The sequence below is a fragment of the Nocardia sp. CY15 genome (genome assembly GCF_009829295.1).
Classification (GTDB): domain Bacteria; phylum Actinomycetota; class Actinomycetes; order Mycobacteriales; family Mycobacteriaceae; genus Nocardia; species Nocardia sputi.
This window is the reverse complement of sequence record NZ_VUOT01000015.1, coordinates 150,783-169,909: the sequence shown is the minus strand read 5'-3', so window position 1 is coordinate 169,909 and position 19,127 is coordinate 150,783. Positions and strand designations below refer to the sequence as shown.

Sequence of the window (19,127 nt, the reverse complement as noted above, 5' to 3'; positions counted from 1 at the left end):
CGCTCGGGCCGGATGGGCGGTGGACGAACTGTGTCCGACCGCGTCGATAGGCTGGATGGGTGGCAGATCCAGCGACGTACCGGCCCGCGCCGGGCACGATTCCCGTCGAACCCGGTGTCTACAAGTTCCGGGACGCCCATCGGCAGGTCATCTACGTCGGCAAGGCCAAGAGCCTGCGCAGCAGGCTGAACTCGTACTTCGCCGACGTCGCCGGTCTGCACCCGCGTACCAGGCAGATGGTCACCACGGCCGCGAGCGTCGAGTGGACGGTCGTCTCCACCGAGGTGGAGGCGCTGCAGCTGGAATACAACTGGATCAAGGAGTTCGATCCGCGGTTCAACGTCCGCTACCGCGACGACAAGTCCTACCCGGTGCTCGCGGTCACTCTGAACGAGGAGTACCCGCGGTTGTTCGTCTACCGCGGCGCGCGGCGCAAAGGCGTCCGCTACTTCGGCCCGTTCGCGCACGCCTGGGCCATCCGCGAGACGCTCGATCTGCTGCTGCGGGTGTTCCCGGCGCGCACCTGCTCCAACGGAGTCTTCCGGCGGCACCACCAGATCGGGCGTCCCTGCCTGCTCGGCTACATCGACAAGTGCTCCGCGCCGTGCGTCGGGCGGGTGAGCGCCGAGGAGCACCGCGCGATCGTCGAGGACTTCTGCGACTTCCTCGCCGGCCGCACCGACCGCTTGGTCCGGGAGCTGGAGCGCCGCATGCACGAGGCCGCCGAAGACCTGGACTTCGAATCCGCCGCCCGGCTGCGCGACGACGTGCAGGCGCTGCGGCGCGCGCTGGAGAAGCAGGCGGTGGTGCTCGGCACGGGCACCGACGCCGACGTGATCGCTTTCGCCACCGACGAGCTGGAGGTGGCGGTGCAGGTCTTCCACGTGCGCGACGGCCGGGTGCGCGGGCAGCGCGGGTGGGTGGTCGACAAATCGGGTGACGCGGTCGACGTCCCGGAGGCGGGCGGCGAGCTCGCCGCGCTGGTCGAGCAGTTCCTCACCCAGTTCTACGGCGAGCAGGTGACGGTGGCCGAGCAGGCCGCCAACGAGCAACCCGCCGCCGTGGTGCCCCGCGAAGTGCTCGTGCCCGAGCTGCCCGCCGACGTCGAGGAGGTCCAGCAGTGGCTGTCGGGGTTGCGCGGCGCGGCGGTGAAGGTGCGCGTGCCCCAGCGTGGGGACAAGAAGGCGCTCGCCGAGACCGTGCAGCGCAACGCGATGGAGGCGCTGGCCCAGCACAAGCTCAAGCGGGCGGGGGATCTGACGTCCAGATCCCAAGCGCTGCAAGAGATCCAGGACGCGCTGGAACTCGACTCCGCGCCGCTGCGCATCGAGTGCGTGGACGTCAGCCATGTGCAGGGCACGGACGTGGTCGCCTCGCTCGTGGTCTTCGAAGACGGTCTGGCCCGCAAGTCCGATTACCGCCACTACACGATCCGGGAAGCGGCAGGCGACGGCCGCTCCGACGACGTCGGCAGCATCGCCGAGGTGACTCGCCGCCGGTTCTTCAAATTGCGCCGCGAGCGCGACGCGATGGAGCAGGAAGACCTCGCCGCGACCGGAAGCGACGACGACGCGCTCGAGCTGATCTCCCGGCCGGGTATCGACCCCCGCACCGGACGCCCGCGCAAGTTCTCCTATCCGCCCAACCTCTACGTCGTCGACGGCGGCGCGCCCCAGGTCGCCGCCGCCGCGGAGGTGCTCGACGAGTTGGGCATCACCGACGTCGCGGTGATCGGTCTGGCCAAACGGCTCGAGGAAGTATGGGTGCCCGGCGAGAGCGACCCGGTGATCCTGCCGCGCAACAGCGAGGCGCTGTATCTGCTGCAACGGGTCCGCGACGAGGCGCACCGTTTCGCCATCACCTTCCATCGCAGCAAACGCTCGCGCCGGATGACCGCCTCGGCGTTGGACTCGGTGCCGGGTCTCGGCACGGCGCGCCGGACCGCGCTGGTTACCCATTTCGGGTCGGTCGCCAAGCTGAAGCAGGCGACGGTCGAAGAGATCACCGAGGTGCCCGGCATCGGGTTGGCGACCGCGAAAGCGGTCCTTGCGGCCCTCGAGTCCGAATAGTCAGTCGACAGTGCACCGGAAGATTCGGTTTCGCGTACGTTGTGTGTCTGCGGCCGATACCGAAACCGGTGCGCGATGATCGGAAGGCACCCCAGAGACGGATCCGGTAGGACATGACACGCGTCGAATCGAACAGCAGTGCGGGCAGTCCGCCGACGAGTGCGGGACGAGTGGCCTCGTCCGGCGCCGTCGGCGGAGCGAACTCGCAGGTCGAGGTCGTGATCGTCACCGGGCTCTCGGGCGCGGGCCGCGGCACCGCGGCCCGAGTGCTCGAGGACCTCGGCTGGTACGTGGCCGACAACCTGCCGCCCGAGCTGTTCGGGCGGATGGTCGAACTCGGTGCTTCCGCGAAGCCGCCGATCCGCCGCCTCGCGCTGGTCATGGACGTGCGCAGCCGGTTCTTCACCGGCGATCTGTCGGGGGTCACCGACCAGTTGCGAACTCTCGGCGTGCGCACCAGGGTCCTGTTCCTCGAGGCCTCCGACGACGTGCTGATCCGCCGCTTCGGCTTCGCGCGGCGCAGGCATCCGTTGCAGAGCGAGAGCAAGGACGGCACGTTGTCGGCGGGTATCGCCGCCGAACGGGTGCGGCTGTCCGCCGTGAAGGCCGCCGCCGATGTGGTGATCGACACCACCGAGCTGTCCATCCATCAGTTGCACCGCAAGATGGAAGAGGCCTATGGCGGCGGCGCGCCGAGCGCGTTGCAGCTCACCGTGCAGTCCTTCGGCTTCAAGTACGGGGTTCCGCTGGACGCCGACATGGTGTTGGATGTGCGTTTTCTACCCAATCCGCATTGGATACCGGAGTTGCGGGAACACACCGGTCAGGAGACCGTGGTCAGCGAGTACGTGTTGTCGCGCCCCGGCGCGGACGACTACCTGCGTACCTGCCACCACCTGGTCGAGCTGACCACGAACGGTTACCGCCAAGAGGGGAAGCGATACATGACGGTCGCAGTGGGCTGCACCGGAGGCAAGCACCGAAGCGTCGCGATTGCCGAGGCGCTCGGCGAGTTGATGAGCGAGGTCACCGGCGGGCCGGAGGAATCCGCCGACGTGGTCCGGGTGGTCCATCGAGACCTGGGGCGCGAATGACCGGCTGGGAATCGAATCCCAGCATCGTCGCGCTGGGTGGTGGACACGGCCTGTACGCGACACTGACCGCAGTGCGGCGGCTGACCAGGAAGATCTGCGCGGTGGTCACCGTCGCCGATGACGGCGGCTCCTCGGGCCGGCTACGCGCGGAGCTGGGGGTGCTGCCCCCGGGAGATCTCCGGATGGCGCTGGCCGCCTTGGCCGCGGACGCCGACGGCGTCTGGACCCGGACGGTCCAGCATCGTTTCGGCGGGACCGGCGCTCTGGCCGGGCACTCCGTGGGCAACCTGATCCTGGCCGGGCTCACCGAGGTGCTCGGCGATCCGGTCGCCGCGCTCGACGAAGTCGCCCGCATGTTGCGCATCACCGGACGGGTGCTCCCCATGTCGCCGATCGCGCTCGATATCGAGGCGGATGTCTCTGGGCTGGAGGCGGATCCACGGGTGAGCCGTTGCATTCGCGGTCAAGTTGCCATCGCGACGACGCCGGGTAAGGTGCGGCGAGTGCGGCTGATTCCGTCCGATCCACCGGCCAGTCCGGAGGCGACCTCGGCGATCGAACACGCGGATGTCGTGGTCCTCGGCCCGGGATCGTGGTTCACCAGCGTGATTCCGCACGTCCTCGTCCCGGAACTACGGGAAGCCCTGGTATACACCAGGGCACGGAAAGTGCTCGTGCTCAACCTCGCCGCGGAACCGGGGGAGACCGCGGGGTTCTCCGCGGAGCGGCATTTGCATGTGCTGTCCCAGCACGCGCCGGAATTCGTCGTCGACGAGGTGCTGGTCGACTCCGGCTCGGTCCCGGAAGGCCGTGAGCGGGAACATGTGGCCAGGGCTGCCGAACAGTTGCGGGCACGAGTAACCTTCTCCGATGTCGCCGAAGCGGGAACCGACCGGCATCACCCCGGAAAGCTTGCCGCCGCACTGGATCAACTGATCCGGCAACCTCGGCCGCAAATGGCAGGGCTTCGAGTCGAGGGACGGCACATGGGTCAGGATGTGCGTTCCGGGTTGGGTGGAAAGGAGCGCGTCCCGTGGCGATGACAGCCGATGTGAAAGACGAGCTGAGCAGGCTCACAGTGTCGCAGGTGAGTTCCCGCAAGGCGGAACTGTCCGCACTGCTGCGTTTCGCGGGCGGCCTGCACATCGTCGGCGGCCGGGTGATCGTCGAGGCCGAGGTGGACATGGGGTCCATCGCGCGCAGGCTGCGCCGGGAGATCTTCGAGCTCTACGGCTACGGCTCCGATGTGCACGTGCTCGGCGCGGGCGGACTGCGCAAGACCTCCCGCTACGTGGTGCGCGTCTCCAAGGAGGGCGAGGCGCTGGCCCGGCAGACCGGACTGCTCGACGTTCGCGGTCGTCCGGTGCGCGGCCTGCCCGCGCAGGTGGTCGGCGGCAGCATCGCCGACGCCGAAGCCGCGTGGCGCGGCGCGTTTCTCGCCCACGGCTCGCTGACCGAACCCGGACGGTCCTCGGCGCTCGAGGTCAGCTGCCCCGGCCCCGAGGCGGCGCTGGCGCTGGTCGGCGCGGCTCGGCGGCTCGGCATCACCGCCAAGGCGCGGGAAGTGCGCGGCACCGACCGCGTGGTGGTGCGCGACGGTGAGGCGATCGGCGCGCTGCTGACCAGGATGGGCGCGCACGGCACCCGGATGGTCTGGGAGGAACGCAGGCTGCGCCGGGAGGTGCGCGCGACCGCGAATCGGCTGGCCAATTTCGACGACGCCAACCTGCGCCGGTCGGCGCGGGCGGCGGTCGCCGCGGCGGCTCGGGTGGAACGCGCGCTGGAGATCCTCAGCGACGACGTGCCCGACCATCTCGCCGCCGCGGGCAAGCTGCGTGTGCAGCACCGGCAGGCGTCGCTGGAGGAACTCGGCCAGCTCGCCGACCCTCCGATGACGAAAGACGCTGTCGCGGGCCGCATTCGGCGGCTGCTGTCGATGGCCGACCGGCGCGCCAAGGAACTGGGCGTCCCGGACACCGAGTCGGCCGTCACGGCCGAACTGCTCGACGAAGCCTGACCTCGGGCTTTCGGTGATTTCCGCGACGATCCCCGCGACGCTGCCCGTCGCGGGGATCGTGGCGTTCCCCGGCTGCCGACTTTGGGTTGGTCGGGCGTCTGACCAGGCAACCCGTCTCGACGAAAGCCAGGTGCGTGTCGGCGGAGGCACGGCAGGGCGTTAGTGTGGGTGGGCATCGGAACGATCCGCTGGAAAGTTGAGGAGCGATAACGTGACTGTCCGGGTAGGCATCAACGGCTTCGGTCGTATCGGACGTAACTTCTTCCGGGCGGTGGAGGCGCAGAAGGCGCTCGGCACCACCGACATCGAGATCGTCGCGGTCAACGACCTCACCGACAACGCGACCCTCGCGACCCTGCTCAAGTACGACTCGATCCTGGGCCGGTTGCCCCAGGATGTCTCGCTCGACGGCGACGACACCATCGTGGTGGGCGACCAGCGGATCAAGGCGCTGGCCATCAAGGAGGGCCCGGCGGCGCTGCCGTGGGGCGATCTGGGCGTCGACGTGGTCGTCGAGTCCACCGGCATCTTCACCGATGCCACCAAGGCCAAGGGCCACCTCGCCGCGGGCGCGAAGAAGGTGATCATCTCCGCTCCGGCCAAGGGCGAGGACATCACCATCGTCATGGGCGTCAACGACGACAAGTACGACGGCAGCCAGAACATCATCTCGAACGCCTCGTGCACCACCAACTGCCTCGGCCCGCTGGCCAAGGTGCTCAACGACGAGTTCGGCATCGAGCGTGGCCTGATGACCACCATCCATGCCTACACCCAGGACCAGAACCTGCAGGACGGCCCGCACAGCGACCTGCGTCGCGCGCGCGCCGCCGCGCTGAACATCGTGCCCACCGGCACCGGCGCCGCGAAGGCCATCGGCCTGGTGCTGCCCGAGTTGCAGGGCAAGCTGGACGGCTACGCGCTGCGCGTGCCGGTCCCGACGGGCTCGGTCACCGACCTGACCGCCACCCTGCGCAAGTCGGCCACGCTCGAGGAGATCAACGCCGCCTACAAGGCCGCCGCCGAGGGCCCGCTGAAGGGCATCCTCAAGTACAACACCGACCCGATCGTCTCCTCCGACATCGTCACCGACCCGGCCTCGTCGATCTACGACGCGCCGCTGACCAAGGTGATCGACGACCAGGTGAAGGTCGTGTCCTGGTACGACAACGAGTGGGGCTACTCCAACCGTCTCGCCGATCTCATCGGCCTCGTCGGCAAGTCGCTCTGACGCGCATGGCTGTCAAGACACTCGCGGATCTGCTCGGCGAGGGTGTCGAGGGTCGGGGCGTGCTGGTGCGCTCCGACCTGAACGTGCCCCTCGACGACAAAGGACAGATCACCGATCCCGGCCGCATCATCGCCTCGGCGCCGACCATCAAGGCGCTCGCCGAAGCGGGCGCGAAGGTCGTCGTGACCGCGCACCTCGGCCGCCCGAAGGGCGAGCCGGACGCGAAGCTCTCGCTGGCGCCGGTGGCCGCCCGGCTCGCCGAGGAACTGGGCCGCAATGTGCAGCTGGCCGGTGACGTGGTGGGTCAGGACGCGCTCGCGCGGTCCGAGGGCCTCACCGACGGCGACGTGCTGCTGCTGGAGAACATCCGGTTCGACCCGCGTGAGACCAGCAAGGACGACGCGCAGCGGGCCAAGCTGGCCGCCGCGCTGGTCGAGCTCGTCGGCGACGACGGCGCGTTCGTTTCCGACGGTTTCGGTGTGGTGCACCGTAAGCAGGCGTCGGTGTACGACGTCGCCCAGCAGTTGCCGCACTACGCGGGCACGCTGGTCGCGGCCGAGGTCGAGGTGCTGGCCAAGCTGACCGAGAACCCCGACCGGCCGTACGCGGTCGTGCTCGGCGGTTCCAAGGTCTCCGACAAGCTGGCGGTCATCGAGGCGCTCGCGCCGAAGGTCGACACGCTGGTGATCGGAGGCGGCATGTGCTTCACCTTCCTTGCGGCACAGGGCCTCTCGGTGGGCTCCTCATTGCTGCAGGAGGAGATGGTGGACACCTGCAAGCGTCTGCTCGAGCAGTACGCCGACGTCATCCACCTGCCGCGCGACATCGTGGTGGCCGACGCGTTCGCCGCGGACGCGGAGTCGAAAGTTGTTGCTGCACATGAGATCCCGGACGGCTGGCTGGGTCTGGACGTGGGCCCGGACTCGGTGGACCGCTTCGCGGTACTGCTGACCGAGGCGCGCACCGTCTTCTGGAACGGGCCGATGGGTGTGTTCGAGTTCGAGAAGTTCGCCGCGGGCACCCGCGGGGTGGCCGAGGCGATCGTGACCGCGACCGGTAAGGGCGCGTTCACCGTGGTCGGCGGCGGTGATTCGGCCGCGGCCGTGCGCGCGCTCGGGCTGCCGGAGGACGGTTTCTCGCACATCTCCACCGGCGGCGGCGCGTCGCTGGAATACCTGGAGGGCAAGGAACTCCCCGGCATCGCGGTGTTGGAGGGCTGAGCATGGCACGCAAACCGCTCATCGCGGGCAACTGGAAGATGAACCTCAATCACCTCGAGGCCATCGCCCTGGTGCAGAAGATCGCGTTCGCGCTGCCGGAGAAATACTTCGACAAGGTCGACGTGGCGGTGATCCCGCCGTTCACCGACCTGCGCAGCGTGCAGACGCTGGTCGAAGGGGACAAGCTCCTGCTCACCTACGGCGGTCAGGACGTCTCCGTGCACGAGGCGGGCGCCTACACCGGTGAGATCAGCGCGAGCATGCTCGCCAAGCTGGGCTGCACCTTCGTCGTGGTGGGGCACTCCGAACGGCGGCAGTACCACAACGAGGACGACGCCACCGTGCTGGCCAAGGCCAAGCAGGCGTTGAAGCACGGCATCACGCCGATCGTCTGCATCGGTGAGGGCCTGAACATCCGCGATGCCCGAACGCATGTCGAGTACAACCTCGAGCAGCTGCGCGGATCGCTGAAAGGCCTTACGGCGGAGCAGATCTCGAAGATCGTCATCGCCTACGAGCCGGTGTGGGCGATCGGCACCGGCAAGGTGGCCACCCCCGCCGACGCGCAAGAGGTCTGTGGCGCGATCCGCGGGGAGCTGGAGAAGCTCGCCTCGCCGGAGGTGGCTTCGGGGGTCCGCGTGCTCTACGGCGGGTCGGTGAACGCCAAGAACGTCGGAGAACTGGTCGCCCAGACCGATATCGACGGCGCACTGGTCGGCGGCGCTTCGCTCAAGGGTGACGAATTCGCCACCCTCTCCGCGATCGCCGCGGGCGGCCCGCTGCCCTGACCTGGGCATCAGCGCGACAGCCCGGTATCGCTTCCCGCGATACCGGGCTGTGTCGTTTCGCCGACAGTGATCACGGGTGCTCGGCGGCCGGTGCTCGTGCGATGATGGCCGAGCTCGATTCCGTGGCTCGACAAGGACTTTCGTGACTCTTCGCAAGCTGTACACCGCACTTCCGGTCGCGCTGGTCGCGCTGGCCACACTCGTCGGCTGTTCCGACGATTCGTCGCACGATCACGATCACGATCACGCCCATCCCGGCGTGACATCCACCACCACCACCACCGCGGCGGTGCGACCGGAGCAGCAGGACGCGGGACACCGCAGGCTCAATCAGCTGGTGGGGGAGTGGAAGGGCGAGAAGTCGACCTTCGTCGCGGGCGGCACGGCGGACAACCCGATCAAGCGGGAGATCGTCTCGCGCTGGGAGTGGATCGCCGAGACCGGCAACAACTTCCTGCGCGAGGAAGCCGAGGACATCCAGGGAAGCGCCGCCTACTACCGGCTCGGACTGCTCGGATTCTCGCCGACCGACAACCGCTACGAGTGGTCGACCGTCGACAGCATCACGCCGATGACGATGAGCTACAAGGGCGCCAAGGGAAGCGGCGGCGACGCCGAAATCGTCATGGCCGGTGAATTCACCGATCCCGGCGTCCTCGGCGAGCAGTTCATCGGCAAGACGATCGCGATGCGAACCGTGATTCGGCTGGAGTCGGCCGACCGGGTGGTCATGGAAATCTCCTTCACGCCGCCCGGAGAAGCCGAGCGAGTCGCCGATCGCGTCGTGCTCACCCGGCGGAAGTAGTCCGCGCGCTCACTGCGCGTGCAGGACCAGGCCCGCGCCGTTGTCGTTGCGCAGGGTCAGCGTGCCGGCGTCCACCGTGGCGTTCGTCCCGCCGTCCAGAGCGTTCAGGACGGCTTGCTCGACCTCCATCACCTCCGGGGAGCACATCATCTTCGTGGTGGCGATCCGGAAAGTGATCTGCGCACCCGACACCTCGGCGCTGCCGGTCATCTGGTTGCACCCGGCGGCGCCGGAGACGCTGCCGTCCTCGGCGATGGTGAGCGTCGGCCGCGCTTCGTCGAGGGCGCGCGAGCGGACCTGGCTGTTGTCGGTGATGAGCGAGGTGACCCGCCAGGACGTGCCCTTGACGGGCTTGTCCGGCTGAGCGACCTTCTTGTCGAGCAAGGTCACCGTGCGGTCGGCACTGTGCAGGGTCAGGCGCGAGTCGTCGAGCCGCCAGCTGGGCTGAGAGTTCAGCAGGCCGCTGAGCCACTCGTCGGCGCCTCGCCGGTCGTCCTCGCAGGCCATCAGCGTGGTGGCCAGGCCGGAGACGTGCAGAACGTGATCGTCGAGAGTTACCGCGCCGGTGAACTTGTTGCATCCCGCGTCGGCCGCCAGCCGCCCCTCGGTGAAGCTGATCGTCAGCGGCCCGCCGCCGGGAATCGGGGCGCCTTCGACGTTGGTCGAGAGGAAGGTGCGGCCCACCGGAGTCGGCTCGTCGGCGCCGCGGTCGGGTTCCTGGCCCGAGCAGCCCGCGATCGCGCAGAGAGCGAGCAGGACGACCGGTCCCAGTCGCACGAAGTGTGCCGCCATGCGGCGATGCTACCGGCGATTCGTCCGCTGACCTGGATTACGCCGGTCGCGACGGCCTGGCGAGGAGCCCCGAGAAGGATCTTCGCGGCGGGAAACCGAAACTCATGGGATGACTCGTCCGGTGTCGTATTAGTATCTGTGCGTGCACCGATGCTTCCCCATCACCCCGCCGCCCGCCTCCTGAGCGAGGTGTAGATATCCAGCGCGCCACCGTGCGGTGAGCGCGCTCTTTCGGCATCGCTGTGCACCTCGCGTCCGCGACCTCTATCCCTTTTCGTCGCAGGAGCGCGATCTTTCATGTCCTCATCTGTCTCCACGCCCGCCCGTTCCGGGCTGGTCTACCTCGTCGGCGCCGGAATTCTCTGGGGCACCGGCGGTCTGCTCGGCACGTTGTTGCACCGGGCCACCGGTTTGGCGCCCGTCTCCGTGGCCACCTGCCGGCTCGCCGTCGGCGGGCTGCTGCTGATGATCCTGCTCGCGGGCACACGGCGGCCATGGCCGCGAAATGCGACGGCGTGGCGGCGGATCGGCGCCGTCGCCGTGCTCGCGGCGACCTTCCAGGCCGCCTATTTCGGCGCCGTCGCGGCCTCGTCGGTCAGCCTCGCCACGCTGATCACCATCGGTACGTCGCCGGTGGTCGTCGCGGTGGTGGAGCACGTCACCGGAAGGCGGGCGGTGGACCGCCGCCGTGCGGCGACGATCGGCATCGCCCTGTGCGGGCTGGCATTGCTGGTCGGGGTGCCGACCGGAAACACAGGGACGGCCGGGTTGCTGGTCGGCGCGGCCCTCGCTGCGGTGGCCGCGACGGCGTTCGCGACCGTCACCGTGATCAACGCCGTGCCGGTTCCCGGGCTCGACGCGACGACCACCATCGCCCTCGGATTCACCGGTGGAGCGTTGCTGCTCGCACCCCTCGCGGCAACGAGCGGGCTGGGATTCGACCCGACGCCGGGCAGCGTCGCGCTGGTTGTTCTGCTGGGCCTGGCGCCGACCGCGGTCGCCTACACGTTGTACTTCCGCGGACTGTCGGATTCCGGCCCGGGAATTGCCGCGGTGCTGGCTCTGCTCGAACCGCTTACGGGAGCGACGCTTGCGGCAGTCGTCCTGGGAGAACGTCTCACCGCGCCCGGGGTGGCGGGGGCGGCACTGCTCATCGTGGCACTGCTGCTCACCGCCACACCCGCGCGTCCGGCGGTCCAGGGGCCGGACTCGGCGGCGGAGCGGCGCCACGCCCGCGACTAAGCTTCGGCGCGTGACCACTGCCGCGACGAGCCCGGGTTCCACCTGGGCGCCGCTGCGTTCGCCGGTGTACCGGGCGCTGTGGGTGGCGCAATTGGTGTCGAATCTCGGTACCTGGATGCAGACCGTCGGCGCGCAGTGGATGATGGTCGACCTGCCCAACGCGGCGGCGCTGGTGTCGTTCGTGCAGACCGCCATCACACTTCCGGTGATGCTGCTGGCCATCCCGTCCGGCGTGATCGCCGATCTGGTGGACCGGCGCAGGCTGCTGCTCGGCGCGCAAACCACGATGGCGCTGCTCGCCACGGTCCTCGCTGTGTCCACGGCGACCGGGCACACCACCCCCGCCGTGCTGCTGACCTTGTTGTTCCTGCTCGGCTGCGGTCAGGCGCTGACCGCGCCGGCCTGGCAGGCGATCCAGCCGGAACTGGTTTCGCGCGAGCAGATCCCGGCGGCGTCCGCGCTGGGCAGCATGAACATCAACCTCGGAAGGGCGGTGGGGCCCGCGCTGGCCGGTGCGCTGGTCTCGCTGTCCGGGCCGACGCTGGTGTTCGCGCTGAACGCGATGTCGTTCGCCGGGATCGTCGCGGTACTGACGGTCTGGCGCAGGCCGTCGGCCGACCGGCGCTTGCCCACGGAACGTCCGATGGCGGCATTGCAGGCGGGTACCCGGTTCATCCGGGCGGCGCCCGCGATCCGCCGGGTGCTGCTGCGCTCGATCCTGTTCATCGCGCCCGCCAGCGCGGGGTGGGCGCTGCTGCCGGTGATCGCTCGCGACCGGCTGGGGTTGTCGTCGTCCGGGTACGGCCTGATGCTCGGCGCCCTGGGCGTCGGCGCGGTGCTCGGCGCCGCGGCGCTGTCCCGGTTGCGGGCGTGGCTGACCCCGACACAGCGGCTCACCATCGCCGCGACCCTGTTCGGGGTGGCGACGGCGGGTACGGCACTGCTGCGCGTCGTTCCGGTGGTGCTGGTGCTGCTGGTGTTCGCGGGATTGGCCTGGCTGCTGGCGATGTCCACGATGAACGCGACCATGCAGCTGCTGCTGCCCGCCTGGGTGCGGGCGCGCGGGCTGTCGGTCTATCTGCTGGTGTTCATGGGCGGCCAGGCGATCGGCTCGCTGGTCTGGGGTCTGGTCGCCGACTCGATCGGCTCGGTGCAGGCGCTGTTGTGGGCCGCGTCGCTGCTGGCGCTCTGCGCGGTCAGCACCGTGTGGCTGCCCATCCGGAACGACCCCGAGATGCTCGACTTGACTCCCTCGGCGTTCTGGCCGGAACCTCAGCTGGCGGTCGAGCCCGATCCCGACGACGGTCCCGTACTGGTCCTGCGCAGCTACGACGTGCCGCCGGAGAGCGTGGAGGAATTCCTCGCCGCCATGGCCTTCGTCGGCCGGTCCCGGCAGCGCACCGGTGCGATGGAGTGGCGTCTCTATCGCGATGTCGGGGTGATCGACCGCTACGTGGAGGCGTTCGTGGTGCGGTCCTGGGCCGAGCACATGCACCAGCACCAGGTCCGGCTCACCGCCCAGGACCAGGTGCGAGAAGAGGCCGTCGCGAAGTTCGGCACCGCAGAGGGGGAGCAGGTCACCCACCTCGTCGCGGTCGACCGGCGCTAGGTCGGCACCCGGCGGCGCGGGCCCCGAGTGCCTGATTCGGTGCGATCGCACCGACCGCCTAGACTGTCCGGCATGCGGATGTTCCTGGATATCCTCCTGATCATCACCAGCGTGCTGCTGGTGCTGCTGGTGCTGCTGCACCGCGCCAAGGGTGGAGGTCTGTCCAGCCTGTTCGGCGGCGGTGTGCAGTCCAGCCTGTCCGGGTCCACCGTCGTGGAGAAGAACCTCGACCGCGTCACCATCTTCACCGGCGTCATCTGGCTGATCGCCATCCTCGGCATCGGCCTGGAGATCAAGTTCGCCTGATTCCGGCGGCCGCCGTCAGCACCGCCACGTCGAGCGCGAGTTCGGCCAGGACGACGGCGGGACAACTCGACCGAGTCGGCGCATAGCGCCGCGCCCTCACCCCCTGGCGAATGGTGGGTCGGCTGCCGCGCGCGGAAGGTTCGCTTCGTCTTGCGCGTGTTGCCCTCGGGGCAGGGTCGGCCGACGCGCGCGCGTACCGCTCGCGCCGTACCGGGTGGCGCAAGCGGTGGCCGCACATCGAGGCGCGCCTCGGAACCCGAGCGCGCCTCCACCGGAATCAGTCGACGCGCGGAACGCGACCGTCGACGTCGGTGAACCCGTAATACTCGGCGAGATCCGCTACCGGCCAGGGCAATCCCGTGCGGGAGCGACGGCCCGCGTCGGTGGCGAGCGCGACGACGGCGCGGCCGGTGAAGCGCGGCGTCTGCGCGTCACCGAGGTCGAAGGTGCCCTCACCGGGCAACGTGACCAGACGCCTGCCGGTGGCGTCGGCCGGAACCAATTGCAGCAGTTCGGTGTCGACGATGCCGGGCCAGAGCGAGACCACGGTCACTTCCGTGCCCGCGAGGTTGTGCGCCATGTCGGCGGTGAGCCGGTCCAGAGCGGATTTCGCGACGCCGTACACCGCGTTGTGCATGTATCGGCGTGCCCCTGGCGAGGAGATGTTGACGATCAACCCGCCCGACTCGATCAACAGCGGCGCCGCGAAAACGCTCGCCACGTAATGCGATCGGACCCCCACGTCGAACGACTCATCCCATGCCGCCGGCGGCACCTCCCAGAACGGCTTGCCCAGCCAGCGGGCCGCGGCGGGGGAGTTGTAGACGTTGTTCACCAGGACGTCCAACCTGCCGTGCTCGTCACGGATCAGCTCGAACAGCCGCTGCACCGCGTCGTCGTCGCGGTGATCGCACACGAACGGGATGCCGACTCCGCCCGCGGCATCGATTTCCGAGGCAGTGGCGTGTACGGTGCCGGGTAGCCGTCCCTGTGTCGCCGAGCGTCCGGTGACGAGCACCGTGGCGCCCGCCGCACCCAGTTCCAGCGCGATCCCCTTGCCGATGCCGCGGCTGGCGCCGGTGACCACCGCGACCTTGCCTTCGAGCCTTTCCGGTATTCCGTTCACGGAATCGGAACATTACCGTGAAGCGATAACGTGTTCTAGGTTTTGGAGGTCCGAGTGGAGCTGACTCATCGGTTCGTGACGACCGACGGTATCCGTATGCACGTCGCCGAGCAGGGCGAGGGGCAGCCGGTGGTCTTCTGTCACGGGTTTCCGCACACCTGGTACATCTGGCACCGGCAGCTTCCCGCGATCGCCGCGGCCGGCTACCGCGCCCTGGCGCCGGACCTGCGCGGCTACGGGCGGACCGACGTCCCTGCCGACCTCGAGGCCTACACCAATCGCGCGGTGTGCGGCGACCTGCTCGCGCTGCTCGATGACATCGGCGCCGAACGGGCGGTGTTCGTCGGCCTGGATTTCGGCGCGGCGCTGGTGTGGGAACTGGCGTTGCGCGCGCCGGAGCGGGTGCGCGGCGTCATCGTCCTGAACAATCCGTTCGCGCCACGTCCGCCGCGTGCTCCGTCACAGCTGTGGGCGAAGGCCGCGGCGCGGCACTTCTTGCACCTGCACTACTTCCAAACTCCGGGCGTAGCCGACGCGGAACTCGGCGCGCGGCCCCGGGATTTCCTGGCCCGCGTGTACTACGCGCTCAGCGCCGACTATCACTACCTGGACACCTGGCGTTTCCCGGCCGAGGGCACCGGCTACCTCGACGTGCTGCCGGAGGCGCCCGCACTGCCCTGGCAGTGGCTCGGCACGAACGAGTTGGACGTACTGGCAGCGGATTTCGAGCGCACCGGGTTCACCGGCGGATTGAACTGGTATCGCAGCCTGGACCGCAACTGGGAGCTCACCGCCGAGTACGCGGACGCGAAAGTCACTGTGCCCGCGTATTTCCTGTACGGCGACCGCGACCCGGACATGGAAGGCTTCAGCGGACGTGACCCGCTGGCCACCCTGCGCGAGCACGTCGTCGATCTGCGCGCGGTGACCGAGATCGCCGGAGCGGGCCACCTCGTCCAGCTGGAGCGAACCGAGCAGGTGAACGCGCTGCTCACCGCTCATCTCGGCCACCTTGCCGCGCATCCCGCCGAGCTCCCGGCCTGAAGCGAATCGCCTTCGGTCCCAGTGGCGTTCGTTGTCGGTGGGCACCGCTAATGTTCGGTGAATGAGTTATAGCCTGAGCATCTACGTCGTCGAACTGGACAGGGTCAAGGGCGCCATCGGGTCCGGGGACGAGAAGCTCCGGCGCATGATCGGCGGCCGGTTCAAAGCCCAGCTGACCCACGACGACGACTGGTTCGCCGACGAGATCGCCGGCGGCGCGCCCACCCGCTACGAGGCCGTGCGCGCCGTCATCGACGGCGGCCCGTTCGACCCGGCCTACGGTTTCCAGTACGGCTACGCCTACCAGACGATCTGCCAGTTCTACGGCCGCTTCGCCGACAACCGCTATTTCTCGGCGTTCCGTGGTCGCTGGCTCGACCACATCGACGACGGGCTCGCCACGCTCGGCATCAAAGCGGTCAGCGTCCGCGCGTTCATGTACCACTCGCTGCCGCCTTCGCTGCCGCAACCGGACGAACTGCCCGGCTACGGCGAATGGACGCCCGAGCAGTGCGCGGAGGCGCTCGTGCAGTGGGAATCGACCACGCCACCGCAACGCGAAGAGGTCGATCACGAGGTCCTCGCCGCCATCGAGTCCTGCATCGAGTGGATCCGGGAGGCGCAGGCGCGCCCCGGCTGGGGGATCGCCGGGTTCTTCTACTGAGCCGCCGGGTCAGCGCATGCCGCCATGGCTTCAACTCATGCGTTGCGCATGCCGGGGGAACTGCCTGGCGGATCGAGTTCGTCCAGCGGCGTCGAGCGCACTCCGGGAGGCCGCTCGGCTCGCGATCGGGTGCAGTCCCGCGGAAGGCGCGAGGCCTAGCGGTATTCCTCGGCCAGCTTCGGGTAGTCCGACCACCGCGGCAGCGGCTCGAAGTCGAGATAGGCGGTGAGACGGTCGAGCAGGTACTGCCAGCGGGGGCCGATCGCCCCGGCATCGGCGGGGCAGACGTGGCGGCGGGTCAGTTCGACGGTGGTGACCACGCCGACCTGGCTCATCCGGACTTCGAGCAGACAGCCGTCGATGTGCACGACCAGTTCGTGCGGCGCTTGACAGTGGTCGACCCGCACCGCGACCGGGCCGGGAACAGGACCGTCGAACAAGTCGATGGTGAGGTTCCCGTTGCCGCCGGAGACGGCGCCGAGCCAGCGCGCGAGCTGGCCGCGTTCGGTGGCCGCCGACCAAACGTCGAGCACAGGCTTGTGGAAGGAACGCAGGTAATGCAAGAGCACCAGGTCCCCGTCGGCCGTGTGCTCGTGCTCCGGTCGCACCTCGCCGAGCATGGACATCGTGGTCATCGCCATGTCCTTTCCGCTGCTGGTCACCGTCACCCTGACTGTATGTCCACTATTCCCCGGCCGAATCGAATTCCCGCGAAGGCCGGGCCTCGGCGCGGCGCGGTTGCGCGACGGTCGCTCCGCTCAGCAGCCGCAGGGCCGCGGCCTCGATCCGGTCCTCGTCGAGCAGCACCGTCGCGGCGGCCGGACCCAGCGGCACGAAACTGTCCTCGCTGGTGACGCGCGCGAGAAGCCCGGTGAAACCGGCGTCGATCACGGCCGCGCACACAGCCTCCGACACGCCACCACTGCGACGGGTCTCGTCCACGACGAGGACCCGGCCGGTCGCGCGCGCGTGCCGCAGCAGATCACTCACCGGTAGCGGAGTCAGCCAGCGCAGATCGAGCACACGCGCGTGGACGCCGTGCCGGGCCAGGCGGCGCGCCGCCCGCAGGCTCATCGGCACACCGTTGGCGAAGGTGACCAGGGTCACGTCGGTCCCGTCGCCGTAGACGCGCGCGCGGCCGATCTCGACGTGATCGGACGTCGACGGGTGCGCCAGCCAGCCGTCGTCTCCTGGATGGTGCAGGTCGCGGGTGTGATAGAGCGCGATGGGCTCGAGGAACAGACACACCCTGCCATCCACTCGGGCAGCCGACACACAGGTGCGCAGCATCGCCGCGGCGTCGTCGGCGCGAGCGGGTGAGGCGAGCACGATACCGGGGATGTCGCGCAGCGCGGCCACCGAGTTGTCGTTGTGGAAATGACCGCCGAAGCCCTTCTGGTAGGCGTATCCGGCGATCCGCACCACCATCGGGTTCCGATAGCGGCCGTCGGAGAAGAACGACAGCGTGGCCGCTTCGCCGCGGATCTGATCCGCCGCGTTGTGCAGATAGGCGAGGTACTGGATCTCCGGGATCGGCACGAATCCGGCCAGCGCCGCGCCCAGCGCGGTGCCGAGGACGCTCTGCTCGTCCAGCAGGGTGTCGAACACGCGGCGCGCGCCGAAGGTCTTCTGCAACCCCTTCGTCACGCCGTACACACCCCCTTTGCGGCCGACGTCCTCCCCGAAGACGAGCACGTCGCGATCACGCGCGAGCAGACCGGCGAGGGTGTCGTTGACCGCTTGGGCGAAGGTCATCGGACCGCCTTGTGTGACAGCGCCGTTCGCGCTCACAGGACGAATGGCCGCCGGGCCCGGATGACCCGTGTCCGCGCGTTTGGTCTCGTCGATCGGAAGCGGGCCGGTTCTGAGCGCGTCGGCGCGCACGAGGGCGGGACGGGATGCAGCGATCGGTGCGATCACCGCCGCCGCGGAAGCGAGTTTCGGTTCCGCGGCGACGAGTTCGGCTGTCGTGGCGACGCGGCGGCCCGACTCGGTGTAAAGATGGAGCACGTCGGCGGGTGTGGCGACACCGGACTCGACCAGCAACCGTGCGGTCGCCAGGACCGGATCGCGGGCGAGGTCGGCGGCGATATCGGCCGGGCGGCGGTAGGCGGTTTCGACGTCGGATCCCGCGTGCGCGAGCAGTCGCACGGTCCGCAGGTGCAGGAACGCGGGCGCGCGGTTGTCCCTTACCCACCGCACGGCGGCATTCGCGCTGGTCAGCGCATCGAGGGCAGCGCAGCCGTCCGCATCGAAGTACGCCAGGCCCGGCCGGTGGCCGTAGGCCTGCTCGATCCAGTCCGGCGGCGTGGGAACACTGATGCCGATGCCGTTGTCCTCGCAGACGAACAGGACCGGCACCGCGATCCCCTGGTGGGCGGTGTGAATCGCGGCATTGATGGCCCCGGCCGCGGTGGAATGGTTGGCCGACGCGTCACCGAAACTGCATATCACCACGGCATCGCAGGGCCATGGGCTCGCGACGCCGAGCCGTGCCGCGCGATCGATCGCGAACGCCAACCCGACCGCGCGCGGAAGGTGGGAGGCGATGGTCGACGTCTGCGGGATGATGTTCGCGGCAGCACTGCCGAGCACCTTGTGCCGTCCACCCGAGATCGGGTCCGCCGCCGCGGCGACCACGCCGAGCAGGACATCCCGGATCGGGTCGAGCCCGGGAACGCGCCGGGCGCGGTGCACGAAGAACGCGCCCGACCGGTAGTGCAGCAGAGCGGGATCGGTGGTCCGCGAGGCCGCCGCCAGCGCGGCATTGCCCTCGTGACCGGACGATCCGATGCTGTAGTAACCGCGCCGGGCGCTGCCGAGGCGGCGCGCCGCGAGATCGAGGTGCCTGCTCGTCGCCTGTGCTTCGAACAGTCGCAGGCACGCCGTGCCGGTGACCGCGCACCCGGGAGCGATCGGCTGATCCGCCGGATGGCCCGGTCGCGGGACGAGTGCGGCGACGGCGGTGCGGAACCGCTCGTCCAGATCCACTGCCTGCTCGGTCACCGACCGATCATCTCGTAGATTCCGCCACCAGGTGGCATTATCTCTCGGCGTTTTTCCGGTAGCGGCAGAGAGAAGCAAGCATATTTACGAGGAATCGGGACCGACTCACGTACG

17 protein-coding genes are annotated in these 19,127 nt (G+C 69.2%); 13 read left to right on the top strand and 4 right to left on the bottom strand.

Annotated features, from left to right (window positions below):
* Nucleotides 1-59 precede the first annotated feature (59 nt).
* The 8 genes from uvrC to GVY39_RS18600 all read left to right on the top strand — a co-directional run bounded on the left by uvrC (nucleotide 60) and on the right by GVY39_RS18600 (nucleotide 9,224).
* The gene (uvrC, locus tag GVY39_RS18635; protein ID WP_159926191.1) at nucleotides 60-2,069 is read left to right on the top strand and encodes an excinuclease ABC subunit UvrC; all 2,010 of its coding nucleotides are present in this window, start codon (nucleotides 60-62) and stop codon (nucleotides 2,067-2,069) included.
* Between the two features lie 113 nt (nucleotides 2,070-2,182).
* Nucleotides 2,183-3,163: an RNase adapter RapZ gene (gene rapZ, locus GVY39_RS18630; protein WP_159926189.1), complete on the top strand. Its 981-nt coding sequence runs from the start codon at nucleotides 2,183-2,185 to the stop codon at nucleotides 3,161-3,163.
* Nucleotides 3,160-4,206, top strand: coding sequence for a uridine diphosphate-N-acetylglucosamine-binding protein YvcK (yvcK, locus tag GVY39_RS18625; RefSeq protein WP_159926187.1), 1,047 nt, complete (start codon nucleotides 3,160-3,162; stop codon nucleotides 4,204-4,206). The genes rapZ and yvcK overlap by 4 nt, the downstream gene beginning before the upstream one ends.
* Nucleotides 4,197-5,180 carry a DNA-binding protein WhiA gene (gene whiA / locus GVY39_RS18620; RefSeq protein WP_159837678.1) on the top strand — a complete coding sequence of 328 codons (984 nt, stop codon included), beginning with the start codon at nucleotides 4,197-4,199 and terminating at the stop codon, nucleotides 5,178-5,180. Before yvcK ends, whiA begins: the two co-directional genes overlap by 10 nt.
* A 211-nt stretch (nucleotides 5,181-5,391) precedes the next feature.
* A complete protein-coding gene (gene gap, locus GVY39_RS18615; protein WP_159926185.1) occupies nucleotides 5,392-6,411 on the top strand; it encodes a type I glyceraldehyde-3-phosphate dehydrogenase in 1,020 nt (339 codons plus the stop codon).
* Between the two features lie 5 nt (nucleotides 6,412-6,416).
* The gene (gene pgk / locus GVY39_RS18610; RefSeq protein WP_159926183.1) at nucleotides 6,417-7,631 is read left to right on the top strand and encodes a phosphoglycerate kinase; all 1,215 of its coding nucleotides are present in this window, start codon (nucleotides 6,417-6,419) and stop codon (nucleotides 7,629-7,631) included.
* Between the two features lie 2 nt (nucleotides 7,632-7,633).
* On the top strand, nucleotides 7,634-8,419 hold the full coding sequence (tpiA, locus tag GVY39_RS18605) for a triose-phosphate isomerase (protein WP_159926181.1): 786 nt from the start codon (nucleotides 7,634-7,636) through the stop codon (nucleotides 8,417-8,419).
* Nucleotides 8,420-8,561: 142 nt separating this feature from the next.
* On the top strand, nucleotides 8,562-9,224 hold the full coding sequence (locus tag GVY39_RS18600) for a DUF1579 family protein (RefSeq protein ID WP_159926179.1): 663 nt from the start codon (nucleotides 8,562-8,564) through the stop codon (nucleotides 9,222-9,224).
* 9 nt (nucleotides 9,225-9,233) lie between these two features.
* Here GVY39_RS18600 and GVY39_RS18595 read toward each other — a convergent pair whose 3' ends face one another.
* Nucleotides 9,234-10,016: an META domain-containing protein gene (locus tag GVY39_RS18595; RefSeq protein ID WP_159926177.1), complete on the bottom strand. Its 783-nt coding sequence runs from the start codon at nucleotides 10,014-10,016 to the stop codon at nucleotides 9,234-9,236.
* Between the two features lie 297 nt (nucleotides 10,017-10,313).
* Between GVY39_RS18595 and GVY39_RS18590 the strand changes: the two genes are divergently transcribed.
* The 3 genes from GVY39_RS18590 to secG all read left to right on the top strand — a co-directional run bounded on the left by GVY39_RS18590 (nucleotide 10,314) and on the right by secG (nucleotide 13,173).
* Entirely contained in the window at nucleotides 10,314-11,258 is a 945-nt protein-coding gene (locus GVY39_RS18590) for a DMT family transporter (RefSeq protein ID WP_159926175.1), read from the top strand.
* Nucleotides 11,259-11,268: 10 nt separating this feature from the next.
* On the top strand, nucleotides 11,269-12,867 hold the full coding sequence (locus tag GVY39_RS18585; protein WP_159926173.1) for an MFS transporter: 1,599 nt from the start codon (nucleotides 11,269-11,271) through the stop codon (nucleotides 12,865-12,867).
* Nucleotides 12,868-12,939: 72 nt separating this feature from the next.
* Nucleotides 12,940-13,173, top strand: coding sequence for a preprotein translocase subunit SecG (gene secG / locus GVY39_RS18580; protein ID WP_039798855.1), 234 nt, complete (start codon nucleotides 12,940-12,942; stop codon nucleotides 13,171-13,173).
* Nucleotides 13,174-13,450: 277 nt separating this feature from the next.
* On the opposite strand, the gene GVY39_RS18575 is transcribed toward secG, so the two are convergent.
* Nucleotides 13,451-14,299, bottom strand: coding sequence for an SDR family NAD(P)-dependent oxidoreductase (locus tag GVY39_RS18575; protein WP_159926171.1), 849 nt, complete (start codon nucleotides 14,297-14,299; stop codon nucleotides 13,451-13,453).
* Between the two features lie 96 nt (nucleotides 14,300-14,395).
* Between GVY39_RS18575 and GVY39_RS18570 the strand changes: the two genes are divergently transcribed.
* Both GVY39_RS18570 and GVY39_RS18565 read left to right on the top strand, forming a co-directional pair.
* Entirely contained in the window at nucleotides 14,396-15,343 is a 948-nt protein-coding gene (locus GVY39_RS18570) for an alpha/beta fold hydrolase (RefSeq protein WP_195071403.1), read from the top strand.
* A 61-nt stretch (nucleotides 15,344-15,404) separates the two neighbouring features.
* Nucleotides 15,405-16,007: a hypothetical protein gene (locus GVY39_RS18565; protein ID WP_159926167.1), complete on the top strand. Its 603-nt coding sequence runs from the start codon at nucleotides 15,405-15,407 to the stop codon at nucleotides 16,005-16,007.
* 155 nt (nucleotides 16,008-16,162) lie between these two features.
* Here the strand turns inward: GVY39_RS18565 and GVY39_RS18560 are convergent, their stop codons facing one another.
* Nucleotides 16,163-16,669 (bottom strand): hypothetical protein, encoded by a 507-nt coding sequence (locus GVY39_RS18560; RefSeq protein ID WP_223513592.1) that lies wholly within the window; start codon nucleotides 16,667-16,669, stop codon nucleotides 16,163-16,165.
* Between the two features lie 22 nt (nucleotides 16,670-16,691).
* Nucleotides 16,692-19,013 (bottom strand): transketolase C-terminal domain-containing protein, encoded by a 2,322-nt coding sequence (locus GVY39_RS18555; protein WP_159926165.1) that lies wholly within the window; start codon nucleotides 19,011-19,013, stop codon nucleotides 16,692-16,694.
* Between the last annotated feature and the right edge of the window lie 114 nt (nucleotides 19,014-19,127).